The organism is Salinivibrio sp. VYel1, from assembly GCF_009377945.1.
GTDB classification, from domain to species: domain Bacteria; phylum Pseudomonadota; class Gammaproteobacteria; order Enterobacterales; family Vibrionaceae; genus Salinivibrio; species Salinivibrio siamensis.
Genome location: NZ_RSAM01000011.1, coordinates 85,623 through 105,619, shown reverse-complemented (window position 1 = coordinate 105,619; position 19,997 = coordinate 85,623). Strand labels below are relative to the sequence as shown.

Genomic DNA, 19,997 nt, shown 5'->3' with positions numbered 1-19,997 from the left:
AAGGGATGGGCGCTCTGGTTGACCCCTACAGGATGTCACCAACCTGTCGGTATTGCAGAGAAGCGATGATATTGCGCGAGGCGATCAGCATATCCTCGGGGATGTTCTCTTTCATGAAGTCGCTGACTTGCTCTATCACGCGCCGCTTCTCTTCATTTGGCAAGCCTTTAGGCGAAAACGCCTCTGGAAACTCGACGGGGCATGTATTGATACTGAATGGGTAATCGTACATGCCTTCGTCTAACAGCATTTTGCAAAAATCCACAAACCCGTGGCTATTTAAGGAGGAATGCGTGTAGTGAATGTCTGTCGTCACCCCTTTTTCGGCGCAGATTTTAGCGTTGGCCAGTATCCTTTTGGTGCTTGCACCGATACGGATTTTCTCATTCAGTGCCGCATCACCATCGACAGAAAAGCACACTGAGAATTTTTTGTGGTTAGGGAGGATCATGTCCTGGAAGACGGGGTGCGTTTTGACGTTATACATGCCATTCGTCAAGAAAGACACGATGCCAGGCTTTTGCAGCAGCATGAGTGTTAACTCATAAATGTTTTCATATATAAACGGCTCCCCGCCATATACTACCCACTGCTTGGGTGAAAACTTTCTTGCGATAGCCATCGGATCGAGAAGCTCCCCCTCCACGGGGATAACCCTCTCAGGGAATACCTCAGCGTGCTTATCGCTAAACGTTGAGTCGCACGTCTCGCAGGCAAGATTACAGCGATTACCTGTAAACAAGTACACCTGACTAGGCTGGGCTCTCATCACGCCTGTTGCTTCGTTATAGTCCTTTAAGTTAAACGGGTGCGAATACTGCTCACCACCTGCGCCGTTTTCATCAATGCAATCTTTGCACTCTTGCGGCAGCGTCTCATAAGCAAACATGTTTTTGCGCAATTGCCTCATGTACTCGCCATTCCACCAACGTCTCGTATCTGCCTGCACCGGCTTCGCGTGACGCGAGCAACAGGGCCTAAACCCTTCAGGCTTATGTGAATAGCTCGTAAATGGTGCGGTGCATAATGGTCGATTCATAGAAAGGGCCTTATACAATTGATGGTGCTTTTGAACAGATCTACGTTTCCCTTGATGATGTCCAGGAACCCTTGGCTTACTCCCTCGGTGCGTTGTGCATACTCGTAATATCTCTCATACGGGATCTGTAAACCGTAGTAATCCAGCTTGTTTTCCGTGTATGGCTTTATCCTTGCGGCGAAGTGGATAATATCCGCGCCCAGCAACTCGCGATGAAGATCCACAAGGTGCTGCGTTTCGAGCAAATCAGCAACGCGCATTTCAGGCACACAGTTATACGTCCTCGGCATTCGCGCATAAGGGATAGCTAAAGAGTTGAGGTAGTCTTGATCGGGCAATAGATAGCGATCCAGCTCTAGGCCAAAGCCTTCAACAAAGCTCTGAACGGGGCATTTTTGCAAGTCTAGGAGTAGAACGCCGCTATTGAAGTATTCGGGGTTAAGCTCGAATCGTCGCTGCTCTTCTTGGGGGTATCGGTGCTTATAAATGCTTTTATCGTAATACTTGCAGTGGTTTTCCGAAGCCGCCGCGAGCCAGTTACCCTTGATATTGACGTGTTCAAGCTCGGAAAGATCGCCTTGAATGATTGTGTCACAGTCAATGTAAAGCACGCGGTCAAACCCGTTTGCTTTCAACCAGTCAAACGCCGCCAGCCTCAGCACCATCCCTTTCATCTCAACATCAGAAAACTCGGTGACATTTTGCCAAGCAGGCTCTTCAATTTTGATGTGATCGACAGGCAAGTCATCGTAACTAAACAGCAAGTGCTCATAGGGAACGCCCGCCTCTATCTGACTTTGCCGAGATACATAGTAAGGATCTAAGTACTCTTTGTTCACACACTGCACTATATACATACAATCCTCTTATTAACTTTTCTGTACTTCATGAGGATGCGCCGATACCTCGGATTAGTGCACCGGCAGGGCTCACTGATGATGCGCTTTAACGCATCCAATAAAGGCTCATTGAGTGTTTTCAGGTGCCGCTCTTTTATCAGCAGGCGCAGGAGCGAGCCATCGAACTCCCTGACGTCAAACTTGCCAAAGTAGTCGTAGTAAACGTGATCCTCTGCCTGGTTGGTAAAGTCCTGGCACACCTCCAAGCACTCAAGCATGATTGATGTGCGCACAATGTGGCAGCTCACATTGACCTGAGTAATATCAAAGTCCTTTGTCTCCAAACCCCAACCGCGCAGCAATGCAATATTCTGGGTAAACCACACATCCGCTCGCGCAATATTGCTGGGATAGAAATTACGACAAAGAAAGTCGTCATCATCCATCACATGGACATACTCAGTTTTGACACGCCTGGCGCCCTCCAACCTGGCTTTTGATTGACCTACCCCGCCGGTATTTATGAGTGTTACTCGCGGATCGCATGTCAGCGACGATAAATCGAGGTCAGGGTTATCACAGCAAACAATGACGTTGTTTAATTGGGGAAGGACGCATTCAAGCTGCTTTTTAATATAGCGATACGTTATCGTCGTGATGACGCCAGTAATGTTCGAGGTATTCATCAATATCCTCTTTGTAGTGATCCATTCTGATCACGCCTGACTTGGCAGAATTTAACCAGGTATCCATCTGGTCAATGTTGTCGTAAAGCGCGCAATACGTACCAGGCCGACGCAAATACAGTCGAGTGACGTCTTTGCCGAGATACTTGGCAATAAGCCCCAGTTCACTACTATCCGCGGCATGAACGCGTTTTGACTTGCTCACGACGTCAACGCCAGAAAAATGCCCCTCTATGATCTCAATGCGCTCTTTGCATAGCGATATATCGAGCCGGCAAGTAATGGGGTGCAGCTTGCACTTCGCTCCCCGCTTGGCGAGGATTTTCAAAACCGTTGGGTCAACCTCTTGCATCAGGTTAGAGCCAGGCATAATGATCACTTCATCGACGCTGCCTGGGTAGTCAAGCTGGAGATACTTGGGCTTTAAGCACAACTCAACGTGTCGCGTTTTATTTGCGATAGACTCAATCAGGTGGGTATTGAAATCGTTTGACGTGGTGCTGATATACAACATCTCGTTAAAGATTGGCGTGTGAACAAACTCATCTCTACTGCCCTCATAAGACAAGTCGTACTGGCTTTTTCGACCACCATTACGCGCTTGAAAGTAATCTACTGCTCTCTGAAAACCAGAGGGATAGTTGCTCCCTACCACGCCTGTTCTATCTAACAACCCTGACGCCGAGTCGATCAGATTGAACGCATTATTCATCATGCAAGAAGCTAGCGTGTAGATTGATGATTGGTAGTCCGGCCCCGGCGCGTCAAACTCTTTAGCTTGTCGTTAATTTGCCGATCGATGTTTGTCGTATGGTCAACCACATTGAGAGCCACACTCTCCACCAACTCGTAAAGCCGATCGACCTTCTTTTCAAGCTCAGCTATTTTTTCTTTATCCGTCGCCATATTGATTCGTTACTCTGCTTGTTTCCCAAGATGTACTCTTGAGCGTGGATTTGCTCGTGGTAAATTCGGTGCTTCGCGAGTCTTCTGTGGATGTCACGTAACTCGTCGCTCTTTGCGTGACATGGCTAGTGCCTCGCGATGTGCTTCGAGACGTCGCCCACACGGTATTCCAGCCTGTCCAGTAAGATGTCCAGCGACTGGTTGATATTGGTCGGCTACCGCCCGCCGTGTAGTACGTGCGGCGACCCGTTTTCCTCGATGTACCCCTAGACGTGCTCCAGGATGTGCCGTAAGAGGTGCCATAACTGGTGGTAAAGTCAGTTGATTTACTTGTTGTCTTACTGGTTCCCCAAGCCGTTATTTTCGACGTCAGCTTGTCCGTCATGTACTCGGTGTTTTGGCTCGTGGTGTAGCGCGTGGTTACGTCATTTTCCCACACTGTCACACCATCAATCTGTAATACCTGTACTTGTTGGCCATTAAAAGTGACATTCTCAACGGTGGCGCCGTTTAAGCTAAGGTTACGCGTATCTGCCACGGCCTACCCCGTCACGATATTTAAAGTGGTGCCATCAAATTCAATTTTTACGCCGCCGCACTTTGTGGCAGTCGCCGGCTTAACAGAGTCCGCCACTTCTGTTTTGCCCAACGCGCCTATCTCCGTCAACGAGGGCCATCGCGTGGCCGTTTCCGGCTTGCTGCCAATCATGCTCCAGTTCGTTGGGTAAGAAGTTGGTTTACCTGTCACTTGATTAAAACTGGGCACCCAAGTATCAGGTCGTGCGCCGATCTCGCTGGCCGTATGGCTGTGCCCCGTCTCTGACTTGCCGTCAAGTTCGGCACGAAGGCCGGTGATGTTTGAAATCGCGTGGGCGTGTGTGGCGTCTCTGATAGACAAGGAGAGACTGACATTAGCACTGCCATCAATGGTTACTGAGCCCTGCGCATCGCCATCGATGGTAATGACTCTGGGCGTGGCCCATTTGCTCGCACTGACCGCATTACTGCCGGCAGGCAATGCCCCGATATCCAAAGCAGACAAAGTCACAACGCCTTTCTTGCCATTAACCGAGGTGACTGACTCTGTATTATCAATTTTGTAATACGTGTCTAGCTCGGCTGAATAGACAATACTGTCACCTACCCCGTAATTAACGCCATCAATGACACCTGGGACAACAACTTTCCAGAAACAGGCACGTTTGGTGCCTTCTTCGTCTTCATAAGGAGCGGGAGCGACACCACTTGATAAATTAACCGCTCCCATCTCTAGCAGCGCACCTGTCATTGCCGCTGCGGACGACTCTGCGCGTTTTGCCGCACTGTTAGCATCGCCTGCGCTCGTTGCTGCCGCATTCGCCCGACTAGCAGCAAGATCCGCCTGCTCTGTTGCAATGCCTGCTTGCTCTGTTGCTACCAGGGCGTTTTGTGCTGATGCTTCCGCCTCACTCTGGGCATTATTCTCACTGAGACTGGCCGCATTCTTATGACTCAGAGCGCCTTGCTCGCTAGCCTTCGCTGCTAGCTCGCTATTTTTGGCATTGCCTTCACTGACGCCTGCTGCGTTTTTATGCTCCAGCGCCTTATGCGCGTGTGAAGCAGCCATCAATTCACTCTGGCTCGCTTCTGATGCGGCGTTGCCTGATGCGATTGCATTGTCTTCGCTTGCCTGTTCGTGTAGCGCTGCGGCCTCTTCGCTAGCTTTGGCCTTAGACTCACTCTCTGACCCAGCCTGCGCGCTCATTGCGGCAGCTTTTGCGTGAGCGGCCGACTCGTCGCGATATACTTTCGCGCTCCCCGCATACTGCTCAACACTGCTATGCAACGCATGAACTTGTCCGCGAGCCTCAACTGCGGTATCTGCGGCATCGATAGCCTGGGTAACCGACTCTGGCAGCAAGGGAACAGCCATCGACATTAACGCTTCAAGGTCATAGGCACCCGTCATGGTCCGCGTGACAGTACACTCGCCCACAAAATAGACGTCAGTGCTTTTCGCCACTTGGGCATACAGCTCGTACTCACCCGATTTTAATATGAAGTCATAACCACCATGCTCATCGGTTCGGGTAACGGCTGCCGCCCCATTCAAGCTCTCCCCGGCGTTGCGAGTTGAGTAAAACTCAATGATGGCCTGAGGTAGCGGCACGCCCTCTGCATCCGTCAATATGCCTTTTACGTTAATCATTCGCCGTTCCTATTGCTGCTTTATCTGCTGGCGAGCACGCACGTCAATGTTTGACTTGCCCTTTAAAAGCAATTCAAACGAACGCAGGTGGAGATTGGCACGAGACACACTGGACTCACTATTCGCATTCTTCGAGTAAGCACGGTAAAGCATGTAATCAAATAGCACCGGCTCGTAGGTTGCTTGAATAGGCAAGGTGTCGTCTATTGACGGCGCACGGACTTGCTTGGCGTAGTCGATCTCTGCTTTGGCATCAGCATCAGGCGCGGGGAACAGCCAAAAGCTGGTATCTTCGTTGTCATACTTCGTCCAGTTGGAAGGCGTGTCTGTCATATTGCGCCAATCTGGGTAAAGCCTGTCGAGCTCAGACATTGCAATGTACTGAACGCCAATCCCATCGACCTGGTTAACGCTGAGAATGGTATAGGCATCTTCCGGTAGTCTGACCCGGCTTTGTCCCGTTGCCACATTGACTTCGACGGTGGTCCGTGTCGCTTCCGGCTTGACGAACAAAATAGCGCTAACCGCGTCATTGAGGTTGCTAATGTGCTCGTCTACCGACCAATAAACGAAACCGTCATCGATAAGCTCTTTGGCGACGCGGTTGATAATGTCTGACGCATGAATCATTAGAAGAAACTCCGCTTACGCGTGGGGCGAGTAGTTTGAGGTTGGGTTTCTAACCGCCAGCGCGCCGCGTGGCGTGTCTGCTCGATGAACTCTCGCTCGTAATACCCATGCAGATCGCCGTTCATCAGATTAGGTTGGCCATAAAGCCATGATGCCGCCCCCGCACAAACACCATATACCCAGTCATCCAGAAGTTTTGCGGGCAGCTCTTTTGCATTGGGTGCCGGCTCCACGGCGCAGCGAATCGAGACATTGCGCAGATCACGCAGAAAGTAAATATCGTCCATTTCAATGTGGGTAAAGTCTTGCCCTGCAACGAGCTCGACACCATCGATGGAGATTTCACTCTTATCAGACGCTTTTAAATTGCCGCCACTTTTGCGATTCACTCGACTGCCAGAAACCGCCTTAATGGTCTGTCCTTCGTAGACTTGGTAAATCGTCCGCTCGGTAAACACCACGCCTGTCTTTCGACAAAAGCGGATCGCGCTTTTCACGATCGCGTCTTTCATCTGCATCGGGAGTGGCGTTGAGACCATTTGCCGCAAGGTAGGCAGGAAGTCGTCAACGGGGACGGTGCGCATTACTCGGCCTCGCTTGCTCGGATGGCGTCACGAACACGTTTTTTGAACGTGTCTACTTTCTCTTGTGGGCCCTTGGTAATATCTAAATCATGAGACTCGACCAGGGTCGTGACTTGTGCGCCTGTGAGCTTGTTCAAGTCGATTTCTTCACCGCCCAGAGTGACAACCATGCACGCTTCGGCCTCTGCCTTTTTGCGCGCCTCTTCGGCTTTGGCCTCAGCTTCTTTGCGCGCCTGCTCTTTTGCTTCTCGCGCTTTGAGCACATCGTCAATCTGATCCGCTTCAACAAACACTTTGTCAAAACGCAGCAATACCGCGGCGACTTCTTCTGACACTTCGATCGGCTTGTTTTGGGGGAATACTTGGCGCGAGCCGGTAATAGTGTCGCGCTTAAACTCTTTAGGCCCGACGTAAGCAATTGCGATTTTCATTTGTGTACCTGCTTATCTGAAACAAAAACAAAAGGGGCGCGATTGCGCCCCAGGTTTGATTTAGTAGCCGATCACTCGGTACTCGGGATTGACTTGCAGCGTGCCAGTCGCTTCACCGCCTTTGATTTCCACTGCCAGTACACGCTTTTCGTCGTTGTAAGTAGGCGGGATAACCAAGGCTTCGTCGGTCTTGCTTGATACATCCACATCAGCGGCAAGCACATCATCACCCGACTTGATATCAATCTTGACGGACGCGCCAAGACCTTCGGTATGAACACGGAAGCCGGTGAGCGATAGGCCGATGGGCAGCTCAACCATTTCCACCACATCGCCAGTAGCGGCTGCTTTGAGTGACACCTGGGTCAGCGCCATTGATACATTGCCATGCGCGCCGACGTAAATGCGGTCGTGCATGCTTGGTGCTTTAATCGTTCCCATGAGATAAACCTCTTTAATGGATTGGGCAAAAGGGCGCGGCGCTAGGCCGCATCCCGATTAGTAACCAGTTGAAACCGCGGTATCGAGCGCGATCACGCCGTGGTCATTGAGGCGGCCTGATTTGTCCGCAAAGCGCACTTTCTTCAGGCCGTTCATCCAGCCGATGGTGACCTCATCACGGTTACCCGCATCGGTTTTCTCGGTGTGGATTGAGAACTGGCTGCCGTTTTTGGTTTTACCCCATGCGTCAGCCAGTGCTTGCGCACCAATCAGCATGGCGCGATCGATGGTGGTGCCCGCTTCAACTTGCTGGGTCGTCGCTTTGTTGTCGTTTTTCGACACATCGACGGTTGAGCCGGGGTTAAAGCGGACTGGCATGCCCTTGTACTGACGCACCAAAATATTGCCGTGCATCACACACTCACCACGGAACACTTGGTGATCGAAGCTGCCGCGGCGCTTCATCGCATTTGCCATCAGCTGCTGCCAGTCCTTGTAGCTGGACGTGCGCTTAAAGTCATGCCATTGGCGCGGCGTAACGTTCAGGATGAAGAAAGGCTCATCACCCGCCAGCTTGTCGTCTTTGAAACGGATAGGCTGGAGCGGGTGCGCCATCTCATCAATGAACAGTGAAATGTTGTCCACTGTTTCCATGCCAAACACGTCCGCCTGGTCAAGCTGCTCAAAGCCGGTCGCATCACCACCAAAGAAGTGACGATCGTAGGTCGGTGGCATGACGGGGTTGACCAGCATGTCACCAAAATCCTCGTGATTGCTGAGCGGCACGATGATGTCATCTTGGATGTAATCACCGCGTGCGCCCGCCATGTGCACGGTGGCTAGCTGGTCTTTAACATCGTTGAAGTAGGTGCCAAGCAATGTACGCGCTGTGCTCATCAAGTTATGACCAGTGCGCTGCTGGCTCATTTTGCCGCCGGCATCGACTTGGTGACGACCCTGGTTGATTGACAACTCAAAATCGGTGAAGTCGAGGCTTTCACCGTTTCCTGCAATGCGCTTATCGCCCATGGTTGGGCGTTTAGACAGCTTGTGAACAATCTGCATGTCCACGGTATCGCCTGCTGTCTTGGTCAGGTCGTTAACGGTGACAATTGGCGCGCCAGGTGATGATTGCTTATTGCCTTTCTTGTCGCCTTGCGCTTTTTTCGGCGCGGCGTCGGTGAGCATGTTGGTCATGCTGCGGTTGCGGTTTGCCGCCATAAAAAGGGCGACTTCCTGCATTCGCTTTGCTTGTGCTTTGGTAATCGTGGTCATGTTATAAAACCCTCAAACAAAAACACCCGCCTCGATGGGCGGGTGCTCGATGCCGTCTACACGGCGTTAAACTTGAGAGAGTAGGTCCTCGATCTGGTCCTCGGTCATGCCAGACATTAAGCCGTACAGCTCACTTTCGTCAGCGTTAGCGACCTTGTCCATGATGGATCCACTTTGACTCGACGTCGAACCTGTCTCGCTCGGTGATGGGGGTAGCGAATTACTTGCGTCAGATTCTGCCTTGTCTGCCTTGGCTTTTGCGCTATCCGCATAGTGTGCCTTGGTCAGTCGGGCTGCTTCCGCAAATCGCTCATCAATGGACTTTTCAGCCCATGCAGGATCAGCGCGCAGCTTGTCATCAAACTCAATCGCCTTTTGCCACTGTTCGCCACCTTCTTGCGACCACTTTGCCAAATCGGGATTTTTGGCAATGGCTTCCCCAACTACGTCTCGCTCGGGTGCTGGATCGTTTTCGGCTGGCTTCGTTTCTGGTGCGCTTTGAGATTGCTGACTCATGGCTTCGACTTTAGCGAACAAGCCACGAATGGTTTGTCCGATTTCGGGATAGTCTTCTGCCAGGGTATCTAGCTGCTCTTCTGAGATTTTGAAGTTTTCGGGTAAGTCGTCGGGCTCGACGCCAAGTTTTTCGAGTTGCTTGTTGCGCACATCTAACAGGCGCTGAGATTGCTCCCATTCGCTTTGCTTTTGCTGCATCGCTTCAAGCTGCTCTTTGAGCTGCTGCTTTTCAGTACGTTCACGCTCCAATACGTCGTAAGGAATAACGTGCTCGCCGTCTTTGGTTGCAACGCCTTTTGGTTTATCGTCGCCCTCAGTTGCCGCACTGTCACTTTCGGCTGCGGATGCCGAGTCCGCGTTATCGGCGTTATCCGAGTCTGACTGTGCCTCGCTATCAGCGCTTTGTTGTTCAGTTTGCGCCGCTGGCTGCTCGGATGCGCTATCGTCATCGTCTGCTAGCTCAGCGTCTTCGAACTGCTCCATCATCGCTTCTAGCTCTTCAACTGTTTCGTTACCGGTTACTTCAAACATTTGCCTCTCCTGTGTGTAGACGTATCGCTGTCTGTGCGGTTAAGCACTCTCGTGAAAGCGCTTAGCGGCACATACAAAAAAGCCCCGGCAAGTGCCGAGGCTTGAAAGTTTGTCTATGGCTTTACAAGTAGTTGCGCTCCGCCATGATTTCTTTGCGAACATGATAAATATCTTCTTCGCTCAAAAAGCAGATAAAGTCGCCAACACCTACGGGCTCGTGATGAACGAACTCATACTCAACGCCGCCAATATTGATGCGCTTTTTGGTGTCTGTGACGGCATGAAGCATATCGCTCTCGCGGATCTGGTACGCCGTCCGCTCAGTGGGTTTGCTTTTGTATACCATGAAGCCCTCTCGCTCTGGTGAAGGCTCGGGCAGCTTGCTGATGCTTGTTGGCATGACGCTGCTATCCGCACCGGTCACTTTGAGTAGATAGCCCTCAAGCTCCCAGAGCTTGTTGGTTGCATCTTGAATGCAACGCTCCTTCGCATGGTGGCAGCCCGTTTCAAAGCTGAATCGCTCAGGGTCCACGCAAGACGATTCTCCATAGCCAACTTTGAAGCCATCGGGCAGGAACGCCCAGCAACCGGTGACTGTCGTGTCACCCACACGCGCAAACTCAAAGCGCAAAGATGACACCAAGCGGTCAATGTGAGACTTGCTGATTTTGTTTTGCGTGCCTTGCAGTGATCGGTAGCCTGACTCAAACGCCTTCTTGGGGCTGATAGACAGATAATCATTGTCATACAGCACTACGTAATCCCCTGCCTTGGGCTTGTAACGTGCAATCATTTCCGGCGTCAGCGTGAATGCGAGATTCAAATCATCAACGTCGGGGTGAGAAATGATCACCTCCATGCCGCTGTCATCTTCATTCTCGACGGCGCGAATAATACCGGCTTGCACCTGCTTGTGACTTTTGAACCAATCCATGATTGAAGATAAGTGGATCAGTACGCTTGATGATCCTGTCTCTCGTGATTGCTCGGTCATGTAAGCTCCAATAGCTGTAAACAAAAAAGCCACCCGCTAAGGTGGCTTGAGTGGCAACGTATATGCTTGCCGGGAACGCTGTCTGCAAACAAAAAGCCCCGACCGGGTTAGGATCGAGGCTTTGGCACTATGGGGATAATCTATCCCACATTTTGCACCGCTTCAATAGTGTTGAAATAGAGAGTGTTATTTGACTCAAACCACATATTTGGCGATAGCTATCACGATTAAAATTGCATTACCTAGAAAGGTTCCGAACACTAGTACAGAACCCTCAAAGCACAGACTAAAAAATGCATCCTTTTCATAGCATTAAAGGCAATCAGATTGATTTCTTCACTGACTCTGGTGAGGTAATAGACTCAGTTAAAAACGAACGTGAAAGTTTCAAGTCCTGGGTGATCTCTAACGTACTTGGGAGTGTCATGCAGTTAGCCGGGGGCGCTAGCATACCTCAATTGAAACCTAAATCTGTGCAACATCACGAGTTTTGGTTAAGGAGGCGTGATGGTACAGAGGCACAAATCATGTTAGAGGGCACGGACGCTCCCTTAATAAAAGGGCAAGAAGTCACTTTGCTGTATGCGATAAGGTTTGAAACAAATCACCGAGAGTTATGCACTATGATCAATCATAACTCTCGCAGCTGGACTCACTTAATGGCACCAACTAAGCTACTAAAAAGGCTTGGTGTAACGCATGAGTTTAATCGAGCATCTCATGGTCCATGGATACTTACTGCACTCGTCATGGTTATGGCGTTATTCAGCTATACGGACTGGCCAATGGCAATAATGCTCACACTATTTTTAGCCGGACTCGCCATAATTAAGCAACAGAACACAATCAAAGAGAACTCAGCCCGTTTCGACAAGCACATTAATGAGATTTCGAGAGATCTGCTTGAGTACAGTTAGAGCATTAGCGACTCGATCTGCTGGCTAAGCAGCGACTCATACTCCGCTTTGGCTTGATTCATCTCTTGCGCTAGCCGCTCCATCTCTTTGATGATTTTGCCTGTCTCTGCTTGTGTTTTCGCGTTTGAGTAGCGTTTGCTATCCGCGTCGGCTTCATCCTTACTCGCGCCGGCTCTGACTTTCTCGACCTCACTTTCAAGCTTCGCAACTTTGGCGGCCATCTCGCGCATGGCCAGCTCTTTCTGTTGCTGCTGCTCGGCTTGTTGCTGCTGATAAGCCTGCTGCTCTTCCTCGGTCATGTCCTCTGGGTCTTTGGGCACTTGCATCGCATTACGCACCCGCTCCATGAATTCAGACTTATTCGGGATATCAGACAGCTCAGCAACGAGGTCAATTACAGCGGCTTGCACTTGCGGTGGCAGTTGCGCAGTCAGCTGCATCATGCGATCAGCCAGCTGCGATTTGTATGCGGTGGTTTGCTGGATTGGCGCCAAGGTGATATGAGCACGTAACCGCGTCACATCGTTTGTTAAGCTACCATCACCGCTTTCTTGGTTAATGATAATGTTTTTGCGCTTATGCTTGTCTTCCTTGTGCAGGGTGACTTTCTTATTGCGCTGCTTCTTCATGTCTTCGATGAGATAGCCCAAGAGCAATTCACCAACTAGCTGACAGCCATAGCGGTAGTTATCGTTAATCTCTGCCAACGTGGTTGCGCCCTGTTCTACCAAGTTAGCAATAGCCACACCAGAATCAGCACCGCCCTCTTGGCCAAGAAACGCGGAATAGATACCCATCGTATCCTGGATCAGCTTCATCGACTCCTGCATCACCTGGAATTGCTGATTCGCGATGTTGAAGTCTTGCTCTACCTTCAATGCCTCACTGATTGTCTTCTTGTTGCGGCGGTCAGGGTTGAGCGGGATGTAACCGTCGGGGCGTTCGACTTCTTCAATCAGCTGATCACGACTCAGGTTCGTCGCGTCATTGTCAGCAATGATGCGCTTGGCTTGCAGTAGCCAGGTCAGCTTGATACGACGAAAATTAACCTCGTCTTGTGCCGGGATGGCACGCGCAATCAAGCCGTAGGGCTCGTTGGTAGAATCCTTGCGGTAGCCAAAAAACGGCACAATTGGGAACATGCCATGCGGCGCATCGCAATCACGCTCGCCCAGCTTGTGTGGTCCCGCAAACCAGGTCTCAATAATACGTGATACTTGCGTCATCTCGACCTGCACTTTCCCCATGCCCACTGCCGTGGCATGCATGGTGTTGTTCTTGTCGTACTCAATCACGCGACCGTTGCTCAGTCGGATAACCGGCTTGCGCTCAATCTTGCGAAAATAGACGATTTGCAGTTTTAGGCGCTTGCGGTCAGAGCTTAGATACTCGGCTTCGCGACGGCTCCAGCTCTGGTACTCTTCCCATGCGGACACTAGCCCAGCCTCGTGACCTTCAATGTTGTCTACGTCAACGAACCCCTTCCACTCATTAACTGCGTGATCAATTACTTCGGCTTTATTCGGCACCAATGACTTGAGCTCATCCGCATCAATCCAACGCTCACGCATCACCCAGCGGCAGTCTGACCAATCAGGCTCAACAGATAGCCAGTCCCAATGGACCTCATCACGCGGCACATTCTTGATTTTATAGCGGGGCCCAAACGCATTGGGGTTTCGATAGACTTCGACGAACCCAATACCACACTTAATTTGCCCGGCATACGCATCTGATCGGGCTTTGTCTAATCTGCCAAGGCGACACACATCAGCAAACTGCGCATTGATAGCCTCAGCAAGCTGCTCGGTTTCATCGTCTGGGTCATCGGCCATGACAAGCAAGTCGGTGCGGGTCTTCGCTTCCATACCCAGCACACCGTCTACCGTTGGCGCGATTAAGTTGTGCATAGTCTCCGGCTGGCCACGCTCACGCAGCACTTCAACAATTTTGGGATGAAGCTGATCACCGTCGTAGTATGCGCATGCTTTGTTTGCATTACTTCGCCAGCTCGGCTGGCCGTCAATGTCAGCCATGATGCTCAGCAATGTTTCGGTATCAATCGAGCTCTTATTCAGTTTCATCGCGTCATCCAGTGTCTGTGTTCACGCTGTGTTTCTTGTTTCTTCACGCGCTTGGGCATACGTACTCGCATTTCTTGCGCAATCATGTAGCTCATGAGCTGATCATCGAAGCAGCCTTCCTGTGCGTTCATGCTGCCCCGTTTGTCATAGACAAACGTGTGCGCTTCGTTAACTGTGCCAATCCAGCGCATGCCTGACTGTCCATTTTTGAGCAATACCTTGATGCCTTCGGTGAGTATCGGTTTGCTGTGCCGCGTAGTGAGCCAACCTAGCTTGACGGTTTCGTCCTCGTCTTCGCGGTCGATGTACTGCTCTGCGTAGATTCGAGAGCCGGGGTAAATGTCTTTGAGTTTTAGGATAAAGGCGTGGCCGTGGTTGTTGCGCTCGGGGCCAACGTAGGCTTGGTTGTACCAACGGCCAATATGCGCAGTGAGCTCTGCGAGAAACTCCACGTCGATATGTCCAAACCAGTGCAATACCTGCTCACCATTGGATTGCTTAACAACGTCGATGCTAGAGCGGTCACCGTGCTCTAAGCCTTCTGCGATATCGACGCCAATGGCGTATTCTTCGTCCTCGTCGGGCAGCTCCCAAACCAGCGTCATGTTCGCCAGGCTGCGCTGTCCTTGCTCGTCCAAGCGCTCTGGTTTACTCACTTTATGACGCTCACCGGTGACTGGGTCCATGTCATAGACAATCAGTGGCGCTTTGCATCGAGACTCAGCGCGCATCACATCTTGCGCATCAAACACACGACGGCCTGACACAAGAAACGCTTCAATCGGCGTGCTCGGAAACTCTTGCTTCATTTCCTCGCCCTGCTCGGCTTCTTTCAGCACATACCACTGCCGCTGCTCGTCATCGATGGTGCAACCCATGACGTCTTCAATCGCTTCAAAATACTCGCGCTGGGCTTTGCTCATCGTCACCCCGGATACAGGGACGGGACTGCGATACTTGGGATCTTGCCACCACGCAAAGAAATGGAATTTCCAGTCCAGGCTGCTGAGTGCTTGTCCAGACTTGTCCATTTCCATCGAGCGCATGGTCATGCCATAAAAATCGCCGCCAACGCCCTCTGCTGTGGATTCGATGAATGCCACGCAGCCCTCATGGATTGCGTTGAGCGTACCAGTGCGCACTTCCTTAGCTTTCTGCGGATACTTCGCGCATACCTTTCCGTATTCTGAAACGTGCAAGCGTTGGACTGTACCCGAGCGGAACGATGTAGCGACTTGCAGACTCGAGCCGTGTTCGAAAAGAATGTAACCGCCGTGAGCACCTGAGCGACGGCTTTTCACTTTGAGGCGTGACTTGAGCCAGGCTGGCAAGTTGTCGAATGGGATTTCAATCTTGGTACGGAAAATCTCGCCCGCCGCTTGTTGGTCTTGAGCGATGATCCCGCATTTCATGTTCTTATTGAAAAGCGCTTCGTCTAGCAGATAAATATCGATGGCTGTCGAGAATCCGAGCTGACGCGCTTTGAGGATGATGTTTAGCCAGTGCATGAGCTCAAATAGCAAACGCTGAGCTGGACGCAGCTTGAATGTGACCAGTTCGCCGCGCTCGTTTTCTACTTTGTACAAATTGTCCATGCGCCACCATTTGTCACTCAGCAGACGCTGGATTTCATCTAGCTCTTGCTCTGTGCTTGGGTCCATTACATCTGTCATTTCGACATCAACCCGCCAGTGCCGCTGTCCTGCAAGTCATCCAGCATCTGACTAACCGGCGTATCATCTGCCTGTCCTTCTTTGGCCATGCGATCCGCTTCGAGCGTCAGTTTGCGTGTCGCGCTTTTCAATCTGCTCGTATCTGCCACAATCTTTTCTTTGTTCACTCCATCGATACCGAGAGCGCTCAGTGTCCGCGTCATCGATTCAATGCGACCTGTTAGAGTGTCGAGCTGTGTATTTACTCGAGTAAACGACTCATACAGCGCAATGCGCTCATCAAGCGAACTCGCGTTCTCCATATCCGCGTGAATCTTCCCAAGGTACTCAATGCCGCTCTGCAAACGCGCCCGTGTTAGCATCAGCTCATCATTGAGTGTCGCTATCTGCGACAAGTCGAACATGTGCTGTTTTTGCTCTGGAAAGTACCGCGCATAAATCCCTCCTTTGCGCGCTACCTGATTGCCTTCCTCAAACGCATTCACCGGCACGTTTGTGTTGCCAGTATTGCCCGCTGAAAACGAATGACCGGGCTTGAACCGTCCACTCTCATCACGCTTAGGCTCATCCAAGTGCGGTTTTTCGGGCGTTTTTGCGGGGGCGGATGGTTTATTGGATTTGTCTTTAGAAACATTTTTGCGCGTTTTCTTTTGCGCAGTTGGCTTTTGCGCACTCTGCGCACTTTTGCATTGCGCACTTTCTGACTGCGCAGTTTTGCGCACTTTGATATAACGTCTAGCACTCGAGTAATTAAGCCCTTTCGCTTCGCACCACTCTTTAGCGCCAGTGCCGTATTTAGCATGGTCATGCTCGAATTGAGCTTGTAACGCTTTCCAATCCTGAGTTGCCATTACTACTTATAACTCCGTACTTAACTCACCCTCTACGACCCAGTCACCTACCTTGGGACGATGCGAGGCTTTGATGCTGATAGTGCTGCCGTTTGATAGCTCAACGTGTGCTGATTTACCGTTCCAGCCAATTACCAACACAATGACTCCTGTATTCATGGCTTCTCGCTTAATCAGCATGTGATATGTGATGAACATAATCGGACGCTCTCTCCCGTAAGAGCGCCCTGTTATGCGCATTACTCGTTATTAGTTAGTCAATGCCCGTCTTCGCGTTGCTTTCGCCACTCTAGATATTCATCAGCCTGAGCTGCGCACTGACTCAGCGCTGATTTCAAGTAAGGGATTTCTTTGGCGGTTTCGGCTGGGGTTTTGCCTGTGAGCTGAGGTTTTTGGCAAGGAACAATCAATCCGGCTGGCGGTAAGATGTATTGAGTATCGACGACTGTCTCAGTACGGCTCGTGCAGCCGCTTAGTGACAGCATCAGGCCAAGGCTGAGACAGACAGCTTTTATCAGCCATGGCCACTTCCATCGCTTTAATGTCATTGCGTAGCTTCTCCTGTGTTTTGTTTGCGTGCTGTTGGCGCTTGGTGAGCAGCGTTGTCATGTACTCGCGCTCTGAGCTGTACTGCGTGATGATGTTTTGCCGGGCCTGGCTTGTCGCTTTTGCATTGCGCAGCTCTGCGGTAAGCGTTTCGTTACGTGCTGATAGCGTGTCTATGCGTAGCCAGAGAAACCCCACCACCGCGACAGCGGCTACAGAGGTGATAAGCGTTGTCTTACTCGGTATCAGCATCGGCTTTAATCCGTTCTATGATTTCTTTGTCGAGTGGTAACTGCCCTAACCTGGCCAGAGCATCGTTGATAGATAACTGCCCCAGGCACAACTGCGACACTATTTCTCTGCGTGTCACGATGCCGCGGCAATTCCACTTGGCTATACGGCAATCTCTTGGCTTACCGTCGATAGTGACAAAGCGCCACCGCGGCATTTCCATGCACGCGTCTGGATATTGACCAGCGAGCAGGTACTGATACAACGTTGAGCGTTGAAACGCGCCGGTACCAATGTTGTAAGCCATGTCGAGAGACGCAAGATGAACGTTTGCAGGGAGTTGCTGGGGAATGTCTTCGAGTGGGGTGTTGTGTTTTTCTAGTGACTGGCCAAACATCTTATCGCATTCGGCTTTTGTGAACTCGTCGCCTTGCTCTATACCGAGGGTTTCACCGTAGCAGGCTGTCCAGGTACCGCCGCTGTCTTGGTAAGCGACTTGTCTGTAACCCTCGAATCCTCCGGTTAACGCGACAGCCCCCACAAGCAGTGCTTTCGTGAGCTTATTGAAACGCATTCGTTAACCTTTAGTCTCGCTCGAGGATGATGCCCTTCTCACGCGCAATCTTACGCATTTCGCGTTTGTGCCACTGGTTACTAATAAACATGGCTAAGCCGATAATAATGGATGAAAGGAAGTACCACTGCTCTAGCGATAGGCCGCCGATTACCATACCAAGAGCACTAAAAAAGTACGTGAGGTATCCAGTCACTTTGTCGAATAGGTCGTTCATAATCTGTCCCGTTCAGGCATAAAAAAAGCCCCGACCGGGTAAAGGTCGAGGCTTTAGCATTATGGGTTAAGATTACCCCAGAGCTCGGCCCGGTTCAATATTAGTAAACATGTGACTCCACTCGAATTCTCTATCATTAAAAGGTGTTTTGTCCCGATTTGGGACATACAATAAAAGAAGGTAGTTGAAGGGTGCAAACAGCGAGTGACAACGAGTCAAACCAGCCCAGGCGAACGCCTTTCTGCTCTTGTATCCAAGGCAGGAAGCTATCGCAAAGCAGAGCAATTGATTAGAGCGCTTCGCGGTGCGGCGCCAAGCAAGTCATCAATTGACCGAGCGACAAAAGGTAAAGCGACAGAGTACGTCACTCTCTGCATGATTGAAGACCTAGAGGCTGCGTTAAAAAACGACCAATAGATACCGAGATAACGACCATGACCACAAACAACACACTAAACAGAATCGAAAACCTCATCACTGATTTTGATAGCACTCTGAACACCACAAAACACATAGTTAGCCAAGATGACTGCTATCCGCCAGAAGATTACATCGTCATTCATGGGGGAATTGCGAGTATTTTTGTTAGCCTGGAATATGACTCCCCAGAAGTCAGCGCTATCGTTGCAGAAGTGGAGATTAACACACAGTATCGTTATGATTTGCTTGATTTGGGGAGGAACCGTATTTCGCACGGATACTCGTTTAAAGCAGCTCAGCCCAGCCTGCGCGCCGCAAGACATGGTTTAGCTGACTGGGAAGCTCTTTTAATCGATTTTATCAGAGGTAATCGACACTACCTGGGCAAGAACGGCGACCTGTTTTGTCGCGTTGACATCGCTTATTACGATGATGATAGCGGATCCTTAAAACTGAGCACTGGAAAATCGTGCGATAGATTCAGAGTTGCCGACGAGGACTTTTACACTGACGATAAAGTTAAACCCACGCGCAGAACGCTGATCCCCGTCTTCACGGATAACGATGACTTTGATCCAGACTTTATTACTGACGAGATAGCCGAGCAATGCGGACGTGAGTGGCGCCAGGCTCAAGATATTATTCGATATGGCAAGGCTTAACATGCAATACACGCTACTAACACACAATGAGCTAAACCTGTTGTTTGACGCCGGCGCCGATTCAGGCGTCGTCATCGCGCACATTGAGGAAATTCAAACGCTCGCAGATGAGATGAACGCGTTTTACGAGAATTTGCTGACTGCTTCAAACGAGCAGGCGACGGAACTCGAAGCGAAGCGCCAAGGACTACTTAAGAAAATTGGCTTCAATATCATCGGTGTTCCATTCACTAACCATGATGCCGAGCTTTATGCCGTTGATAGAGGCTTACATGTAGAGCGACTCGACTTAAAGGGATAGGGTTTAACTAAAACGCCTCTCAGCAATTAATAATCTTATGCCGCTGAAAAAGGAATATGACAGATGCAAACGGATAGGTATATCATTATAGCCGCGATCGCTTTGTTGGTCATAGCTAATCATTTTCACTTGATTGACCGCTTAGCTGGCTTTAGAAACCCCTACAAAAAGATGTCAAATCGAGATATTGAGGCAACAGCATGGCTCGCAGTCAAACGCGACTCCATAACCAATGTGGGCGCGTTGATTACATGGCTAAGATATAGAGAGCAAATCGTAGTGGATTTCGCTTTACATGGTCCAGACTTAATGATCATGTCAAACGATAAAGGTGACTTTAAGGAACGAATTAAACACTACAAGAAGAGCCGTACTAAAGTGCCTTCCCCCCTACCTCATGATGATAGTTTTTACTGGCCAAATCGAGGCCCTTTCTAATAGCGAAAACAAGGCGCTGTGCG

Annotated in this window: 24 protein-coding genes; 4 read left to right on the top strand and 20 right to left on the bottom strand. The window is 50.5% G+C overall.

Annotation, left to right across the window (positions count from 1 at the left end; all coding sequences use genetic code 11):
• Positions 1–25 precede the first annotated feature (25 nt).
• From EHW58_RS11745 to EHW58_RS11685, 13 genes are all read right to left on the bottom strand, one after another.
• Positions 26–910, bottom strand: coding sequence for a radical SAM protein (locus EHW58_RS11745; RefSeq protein ID WP_194163224.1), 885 nt, complete (start codon positions 908–910; stop codon positions 26–28).
• 125 nt (positions 911–1,035) lie between these two features.
• The gene (locus tag EHW58_RS11740) at positions 1,036–1,896 is read right to left on the bottom strand and encodes a glycosyltransferase (RefSeq protein WP_152796605.1); all 861 of its coding nucleotides are present in this window, start codon (positions 1,894–1,896) and stop codon (positions 1,036–1,038) included.
• On the bottom strand, positions 1,887–2,564 hold the full coding sequence (locus EHW58_RS11735; protein WP_152796604.1) for a glycosyltransferase family A protein: 678 nt from the start codon (positions 2,562–2,564) through the stop codon (positions 1,887–1,889). The genes EHW58_RS11740 and EHW58_RS11735 overlap by 10 nt, the downstream gene beginning before the upstream one ends.
• Positions 2,509–3,279 (bottom strand): hypothetical protein, encoded by a 771-nt coding sequence (locus EHW58_RS11730; RefSeq protein WP_152796602.1) that lies wholly within the window; start codon positions 3,277–3,279, stop codon positions 2,509–2,511. The genes EHW58_RS11735 and EHW58_RS11730 overlap by 56 nt, the downstream gene beginning before the upstream one ends.
• Before the next feature lie 8 nt (positions 3,280–3,287).
• Positions 3,288–3,470 carry a hypothetical protein gene (locus EHW58_RS11725; protein ID WP_152796600.1) on the bottom strand — a complete coding sequence of 61 codons (183 nt, stop codon included), beginning with the start codon at positions 3,468–3,470 and terminating at the stop codon, positions 3,288–3,290.
• A gap of 541 nt (positions 3,471–4,011) precedes the next feature.
• A complete protein-coding gene (locus EHW58_RS11720) occupies positions 4,012–5,658 on the bottom strand; it encodes a hypothetical protein (protein ID WP_152796598.1) in 1,647 nt (548 codons plus the stop codon).
• Positions 5,659–5,667: 9 nt separating this feature from the next.
• On the bottom strand, positions 5,668–6,288 hold the full coding sequence (locus tag EHW58_RS11715; protein WP_152796596.1) for a DUF6682 family protein: 621 nt from the start codon (positions 6,286–6,288) through the stop codon (positions 5,668–5,670).
• Entirely contained in the window at positions 6,288–6,872 is a 585-nt protein-coding gene (locus EHW58_RS11710; protein ID WP_152796594.1) for a hypothetical protein, read from the bottom strand. Before EHW58_RS11710 ends, EHW58_RS11715 begins: the two co-directional genes overlap by 1 nt.
• On the bottom strand, positions 6,872–7,303 hold the full coding sequence (locus EHW58_RS11705; RefSeq protein ID WP_152796591.1) for a hypothetical protein: 432 nt from the start codon (positions 7,301–7,303) through the stop codon (positions 6,872–6,874). Before EHW58_RS11705 ends, EHW58_RS11710 begins: the two co-directional genes overlap by 1 nt.
• 60 nt (positions 7,304–7,363) lie before the next feature.
• The gene (locus EHW58_RS11700; protein WP_152796589.1) at positions 7,364–7,744 is read right to left on the bottom strand and encodes a hypothetical protein; all 381 of its coding nucleotides are present in this window, start codon (positions 7,742–7,744) and stop codon (positions 7,364–7,366) included.
• A gap of 57 nt (positions 7,745–7,801) precedes the next feature.
• A complete protein-coding gene (locus EHW58_RS11695) occupies positions 7,802–9,019 on the bottom strand; it encodes a N4-gp56 family major capsid protein (RefSeq protein WP_152796587.1) in 1,218 nt (405 codons plus the stop codon).
• 66 nt (positions 9,020–9,085) lie between these two features.
• Entirely contained in the window at positions 9,086–10,066 is a 981-nt protein-coding gene (locus EHW58_RS11690) for a hypothetical protein (RefSeq protein WP_152796585.1), read from the bottom strand.
• A gap of 121 nt (positions 10,067–10,187) precedes the next feature.
• Positions 10,188–11,060 (bottom strand): Gp49 family protein, encoded by an 873-nt coding sequence (locus EHW58_RS11685; RefSeq protein ID WP_227986315.1) that lies wholly within the window; start codon positions 11,058–11,060, stop codon positions 10,188–10,190.
• Positions 11,061–11,353: 293 nt separating this feature from the next.
• On the opposite strand from EHW58_RS11685, the gene EHW58_RS11680 reads away from it, so the two are divergent.
• Positions 11,354–11,977 carry a hypothetical protein gene (locus EHW58_RS11680; protein WP_152796583.1) on the top strand — a complete coding sequence of 208 codons (624 nt, stop codon included), beginning with the start codon at positions 11,354–11,356 and terminating at the stop codon, positions 11,975–11,977.
• On the opposite strand, the gene EHW58_RS11675 is transcribed toward EHW58_RS11680, so the two are convergent.
• From EHW58_RS11675 to EHW58_RS11640, 7 genes are all read right to left on the bottom strand, one after another.
• Positions 11,974–14,061, bottom strand: a complete 2,088-nt coding sequence (locus EHW58_RS11675) for a portal protein (RefSeq protein ID WP_152796581.1) — start codon at positions 14,059–14,061, stop codon at positions 11,974–11,976. The genes EHW58_RS11680 and EHW58_RS11675 overlap by 4 nt on opposite strands.
• Positions 14,058–15,734 (bottom strand): terminase, encoded by a 1,677-nt coding sequence (locus EHW58_RS11670; protein WP_152796579.1) that lies wholly within the window; start codon positions 15,732–15,734, stop codon positions 14,058–14,060. The genes EHW58_RS11675 and EHW58_RS11670 overlap by 4 nt, the downstream gene beginning before the upstream one ends.
• Positions 15,731–16,585, bottom strand: coding sequence for a hypothetical protein (locus EHW58_RS11665; protein WP_152796577.1), 855 nt, complete (start codon positions 16,583–16,585; stop codon positions 15,731–15,733). The genes EHW58_RS11670 and EHW58_RS11665 overlap by 4 nt, the downstream gene beginning before the upstream one ends.
• 6 nt (positions 16,586–16,591) lie before the next feature.
• Positions 16,592–16,744 carry a hypothetical protein gene (locus EHW58_RS11660; RefSeq protein ID WP_194163227.1) on the bottom strand — a complete coding sequence of 51 codons (153 nt, stop codon included), beginning with the start codon at positions 16,742–16,744 and terminating at the stop codon, positions 16,592–16,594.
• 291 nt (positions 16,745–17,035) lie between these two features.
• On the bottom strand, positions 17,036–17,383 hold the full coding sequence (locus EHW58_RS11650; RefSeq protein ID WP_152796571.1) for a hypothetical protein: 348 nt from the start codon (positions 17,381–17,383) through the stop codon (positions 17,036–17,038).
• The gene (locus tag EHW58_RS11645) at positions 17,367–17,936 is read right to left on the bottom strand and encodes a lysozyme (protein ID WP_152796569.1); all 570 of its coding nucleotides are present in this window, start codon (positions 17,934–17,936) and stop codon (positions 17,367–17,369) included. Before EHW58_RS11645 ends, EHW58_RS11650 begins: the two co-directional genes overlap by 17 nt.
• A gap of 10 nt (positions 17,937–17,946) precedes the next feature.
• A complete protein-coding gene (locus EHW58_RS11640; protein ID WP_106406686.1) occupies positions 17,947–18,153 on the bottom strand; it encodes an HP1 family phage holin in 207 nt (68 codons plus the stop codon).
• Between the two features lie 434 nt (positions 18,154–18,587).
• Between EHW58_RS11640 and EHW58_RS11630 the strand changes: the two genes are divergently transcribed.
• From EHW58_RS11630 to EHW58_RS11620, 3 genes are all read left to right on the top strand, one after another.
• Positions 18,588–19,235, top strand: coding sequence for a hypothetical protein (locus tag EHW58_RS11630; protein ID WP_152796566.1), 648 nt, complete (start codon positions 18,588–18,590; stop codon positions 19,233–19,235).
• 1 nt (position 19,236) lies between these two features.
• Positions 19,237–19,536: a hypothetical protein gene (locus tag EHW58_RS11625; RefSeq protein WP_152796564.1), complete on the top strand. Its 300-nt coding sequence runs from the start codon at positions 19,237–19,239 to the stop codon at positions 19,534–19,536.
• A 63-nt stretch (positions 19,537–19,599) separates the two neighbouring features.
• Complete coding sequence (locus EHW58_RS11620; protein ID WP_152796562.1) at positions 19,600–19,974, top strand: hypothetical protein; 375 nt, start codon at positions 19,600–19,602, stop codon at positions 19,972–19,974.
• Positions 19,975–19,997: the final 23 nt, after the last annotated feature.

What these genes read in the sequence shown, in the direction of transcription:
- EHW58_RS11720 (WP_152796598.1), bottom strand. Translation starts at nt 5,658, where the DNA reads ATGATTAACGTAAAAGGCATATTGACGGATGCAGAGGGCGTGCCGCTA.
- EHW58_RS11710 (WP_152796594.1), bottom strand. Translation starts at nt 6,872, where the DNA reads ATGCGCACCGTCCCCGTTGACGACTTCCTGCCTACCTTGCGGCAAATG.
- EHW58_RS11690 (WP_152796585.1), bottom strand. Translation starts at nt 10,066, where the DNA reads ATGTTTGAAGTAACCGGTAACGAAACAGTTGAAGAGCTAGAAGCGATG.
- EHW58_RS11740 (WP_152796605.1), bottom strand. Translation starts at nt 1,896, where the DNA reads ATGTATATAGTGCAGTGTGTGAACAAAGAGTACTTAGATCCTTACTAT.
- EHW58_RS11695 (WP_152796587.1), bottom strand. Translation starts at nt 9,019, where the DNA reads ATGACCACGATTACCAAAGCACAAGCAAAGCGAATGCAGGAAGTCGCC.
- EHW58_RS11620 (WP_152796562.1), top strand. Translation starts at nt 19,600, where the DNA reads ATGCAAACGGATAGGTATATCATTATAGCCGCGATCGCTTTGTTGGTC.
- EHW58_RS11725 (WP_152796600.1), bottom strand. Translation starts at nt 3,470, where the DNA reads ATGGCGACGGATAAAGAAAAAATAGCTGAGCTTGAAAAGAAGGTCGAT.
- EHW58_RS11665 (WP_152796577.1), bottom strand. Translation starts at nt 16,585, where the DNA reads ATGGCAACTCAGGATTGGAAAGCGTTACAAGCTCAATTCGAGCATGAC.
- EHW58_RS11735 (WP_152796604.1), bottom strand. Translation starts at nt 2,564, where the DNA reads ATGAATACCTCGAACATTACTGGCGTCATCACGACGATAACGTATCGC.
- EHW58_RS11715 (WP_152796596.1), bottom strand. Translation starts at nt 6,288, where the DNA reads ATGATTCATGCGTCAGACATTATCAACCGCGTCGCCAAAGAGCTTATC.
- EHW58_RS11700 (WP_152796589.1), bottom strand. Translation starts at nt 7,744, where the DNA reads ATGGGAACGATTAAAGCACCAAGCATGCACGACCGCATTTACGTCGGC.
- EHW58_RS11670 (WP_152796579.1), bottom strand. Translation starts at nt 15,734, where the DNA reads ATGACAGATGTAATGGACCCAAGCACAGAGCAAGAGCTAGATGAAATC.
- EHW58_RS11650 (WP_152796571.1), bottom strand. Translation starts at nt 17,383, where the DNA reads ATGCTGATACCGAGTAAGACAACGCTTATCACCTCTGTAGCCGCTGTC.
- EHW58_RS11685 (WP_227986315.1), bottom strand. Translation starts at nt 11,060, where the DNA reads ATGACCGAGCAATCACGAGAGACAGGATCATCAAGCGTACTGATCCAC.
- EHW58_RS11675 (WP_152796581.1), bottom strand. Translation starts at nt 14,061, where the DNA reads ATGAAACTGAATAAGAGCTCGATTGATACCGAAACATTGCTGAGCATC.
- EHW58_RS11640 (WP_106406686.1), bottom strand. Translation starts at nt 18,153, where the DNA reads ATGAACGACCTATTCGACAAAGTGACTGGATACCTCACGTACTTTTTT.
- EHW58_RS11745 (WP_194163224.1), bottom strand. Translation starts at nt 910, where the DNA reads ATGAGGCAATTGCGCAAAAACATGTTTGCTTATGAGACGCTGCCGCAA.
- EHW58_RS11730 (WP_152796602.1), bottom strand. Translation starts at nt 3,279, where the DNA reads ATGATGAATAATGCGTTCAATCTGATCGACTCGGCGTCAGGGTTGTTA.
- EHW58_RS11630 (WP_152796566.1), top strand. Translation starts at nt 18,588, where the DNA reads ATGACCACAAACAACACACTAAACAGAATCGAAAACCTCATCACTGAT.
- EHW58_RS11660 (WP_194163227.1), bottom strand. Translation starts at nt 16,744, where the DNA reads ATGAATACAGGAGTCATTGTGTTGGTAATTGGCTGGAACGGTAAATCA.
- EHW58_RS11705 (WP_152796591.1), bottom strand. Translation starts at nt 7,303, where the DNA reads ATGAAAATCGCAATTGCTTACGTCGGGCCTAAAGAGTTTAAGCGCGAC.
- EHW58_RS11645 (WP_152796569.1), bottom strand. Translation starts at nt 17,936, where the DNA reads ATGCGTTTCAATAAGCTCACGAAAGCACTGCTTGTGGGGGCTGTCGCG.
- EHW58_RS11680 (WP_152796583.1), top strand. Translation starts at nt 11,354, where the DNA reads ATGCATCCTTTTCATAGCATTAAAGGCAATCAGATTGATTTCTTCACT.
- EHW58_RS11625 (WP_152796564.1), top strand. Translation starts at nt 19,237, where the DNA reads ATGCAATACACGCTACTAACACACAATGAGCTAAACCTGTTGTTTGAC.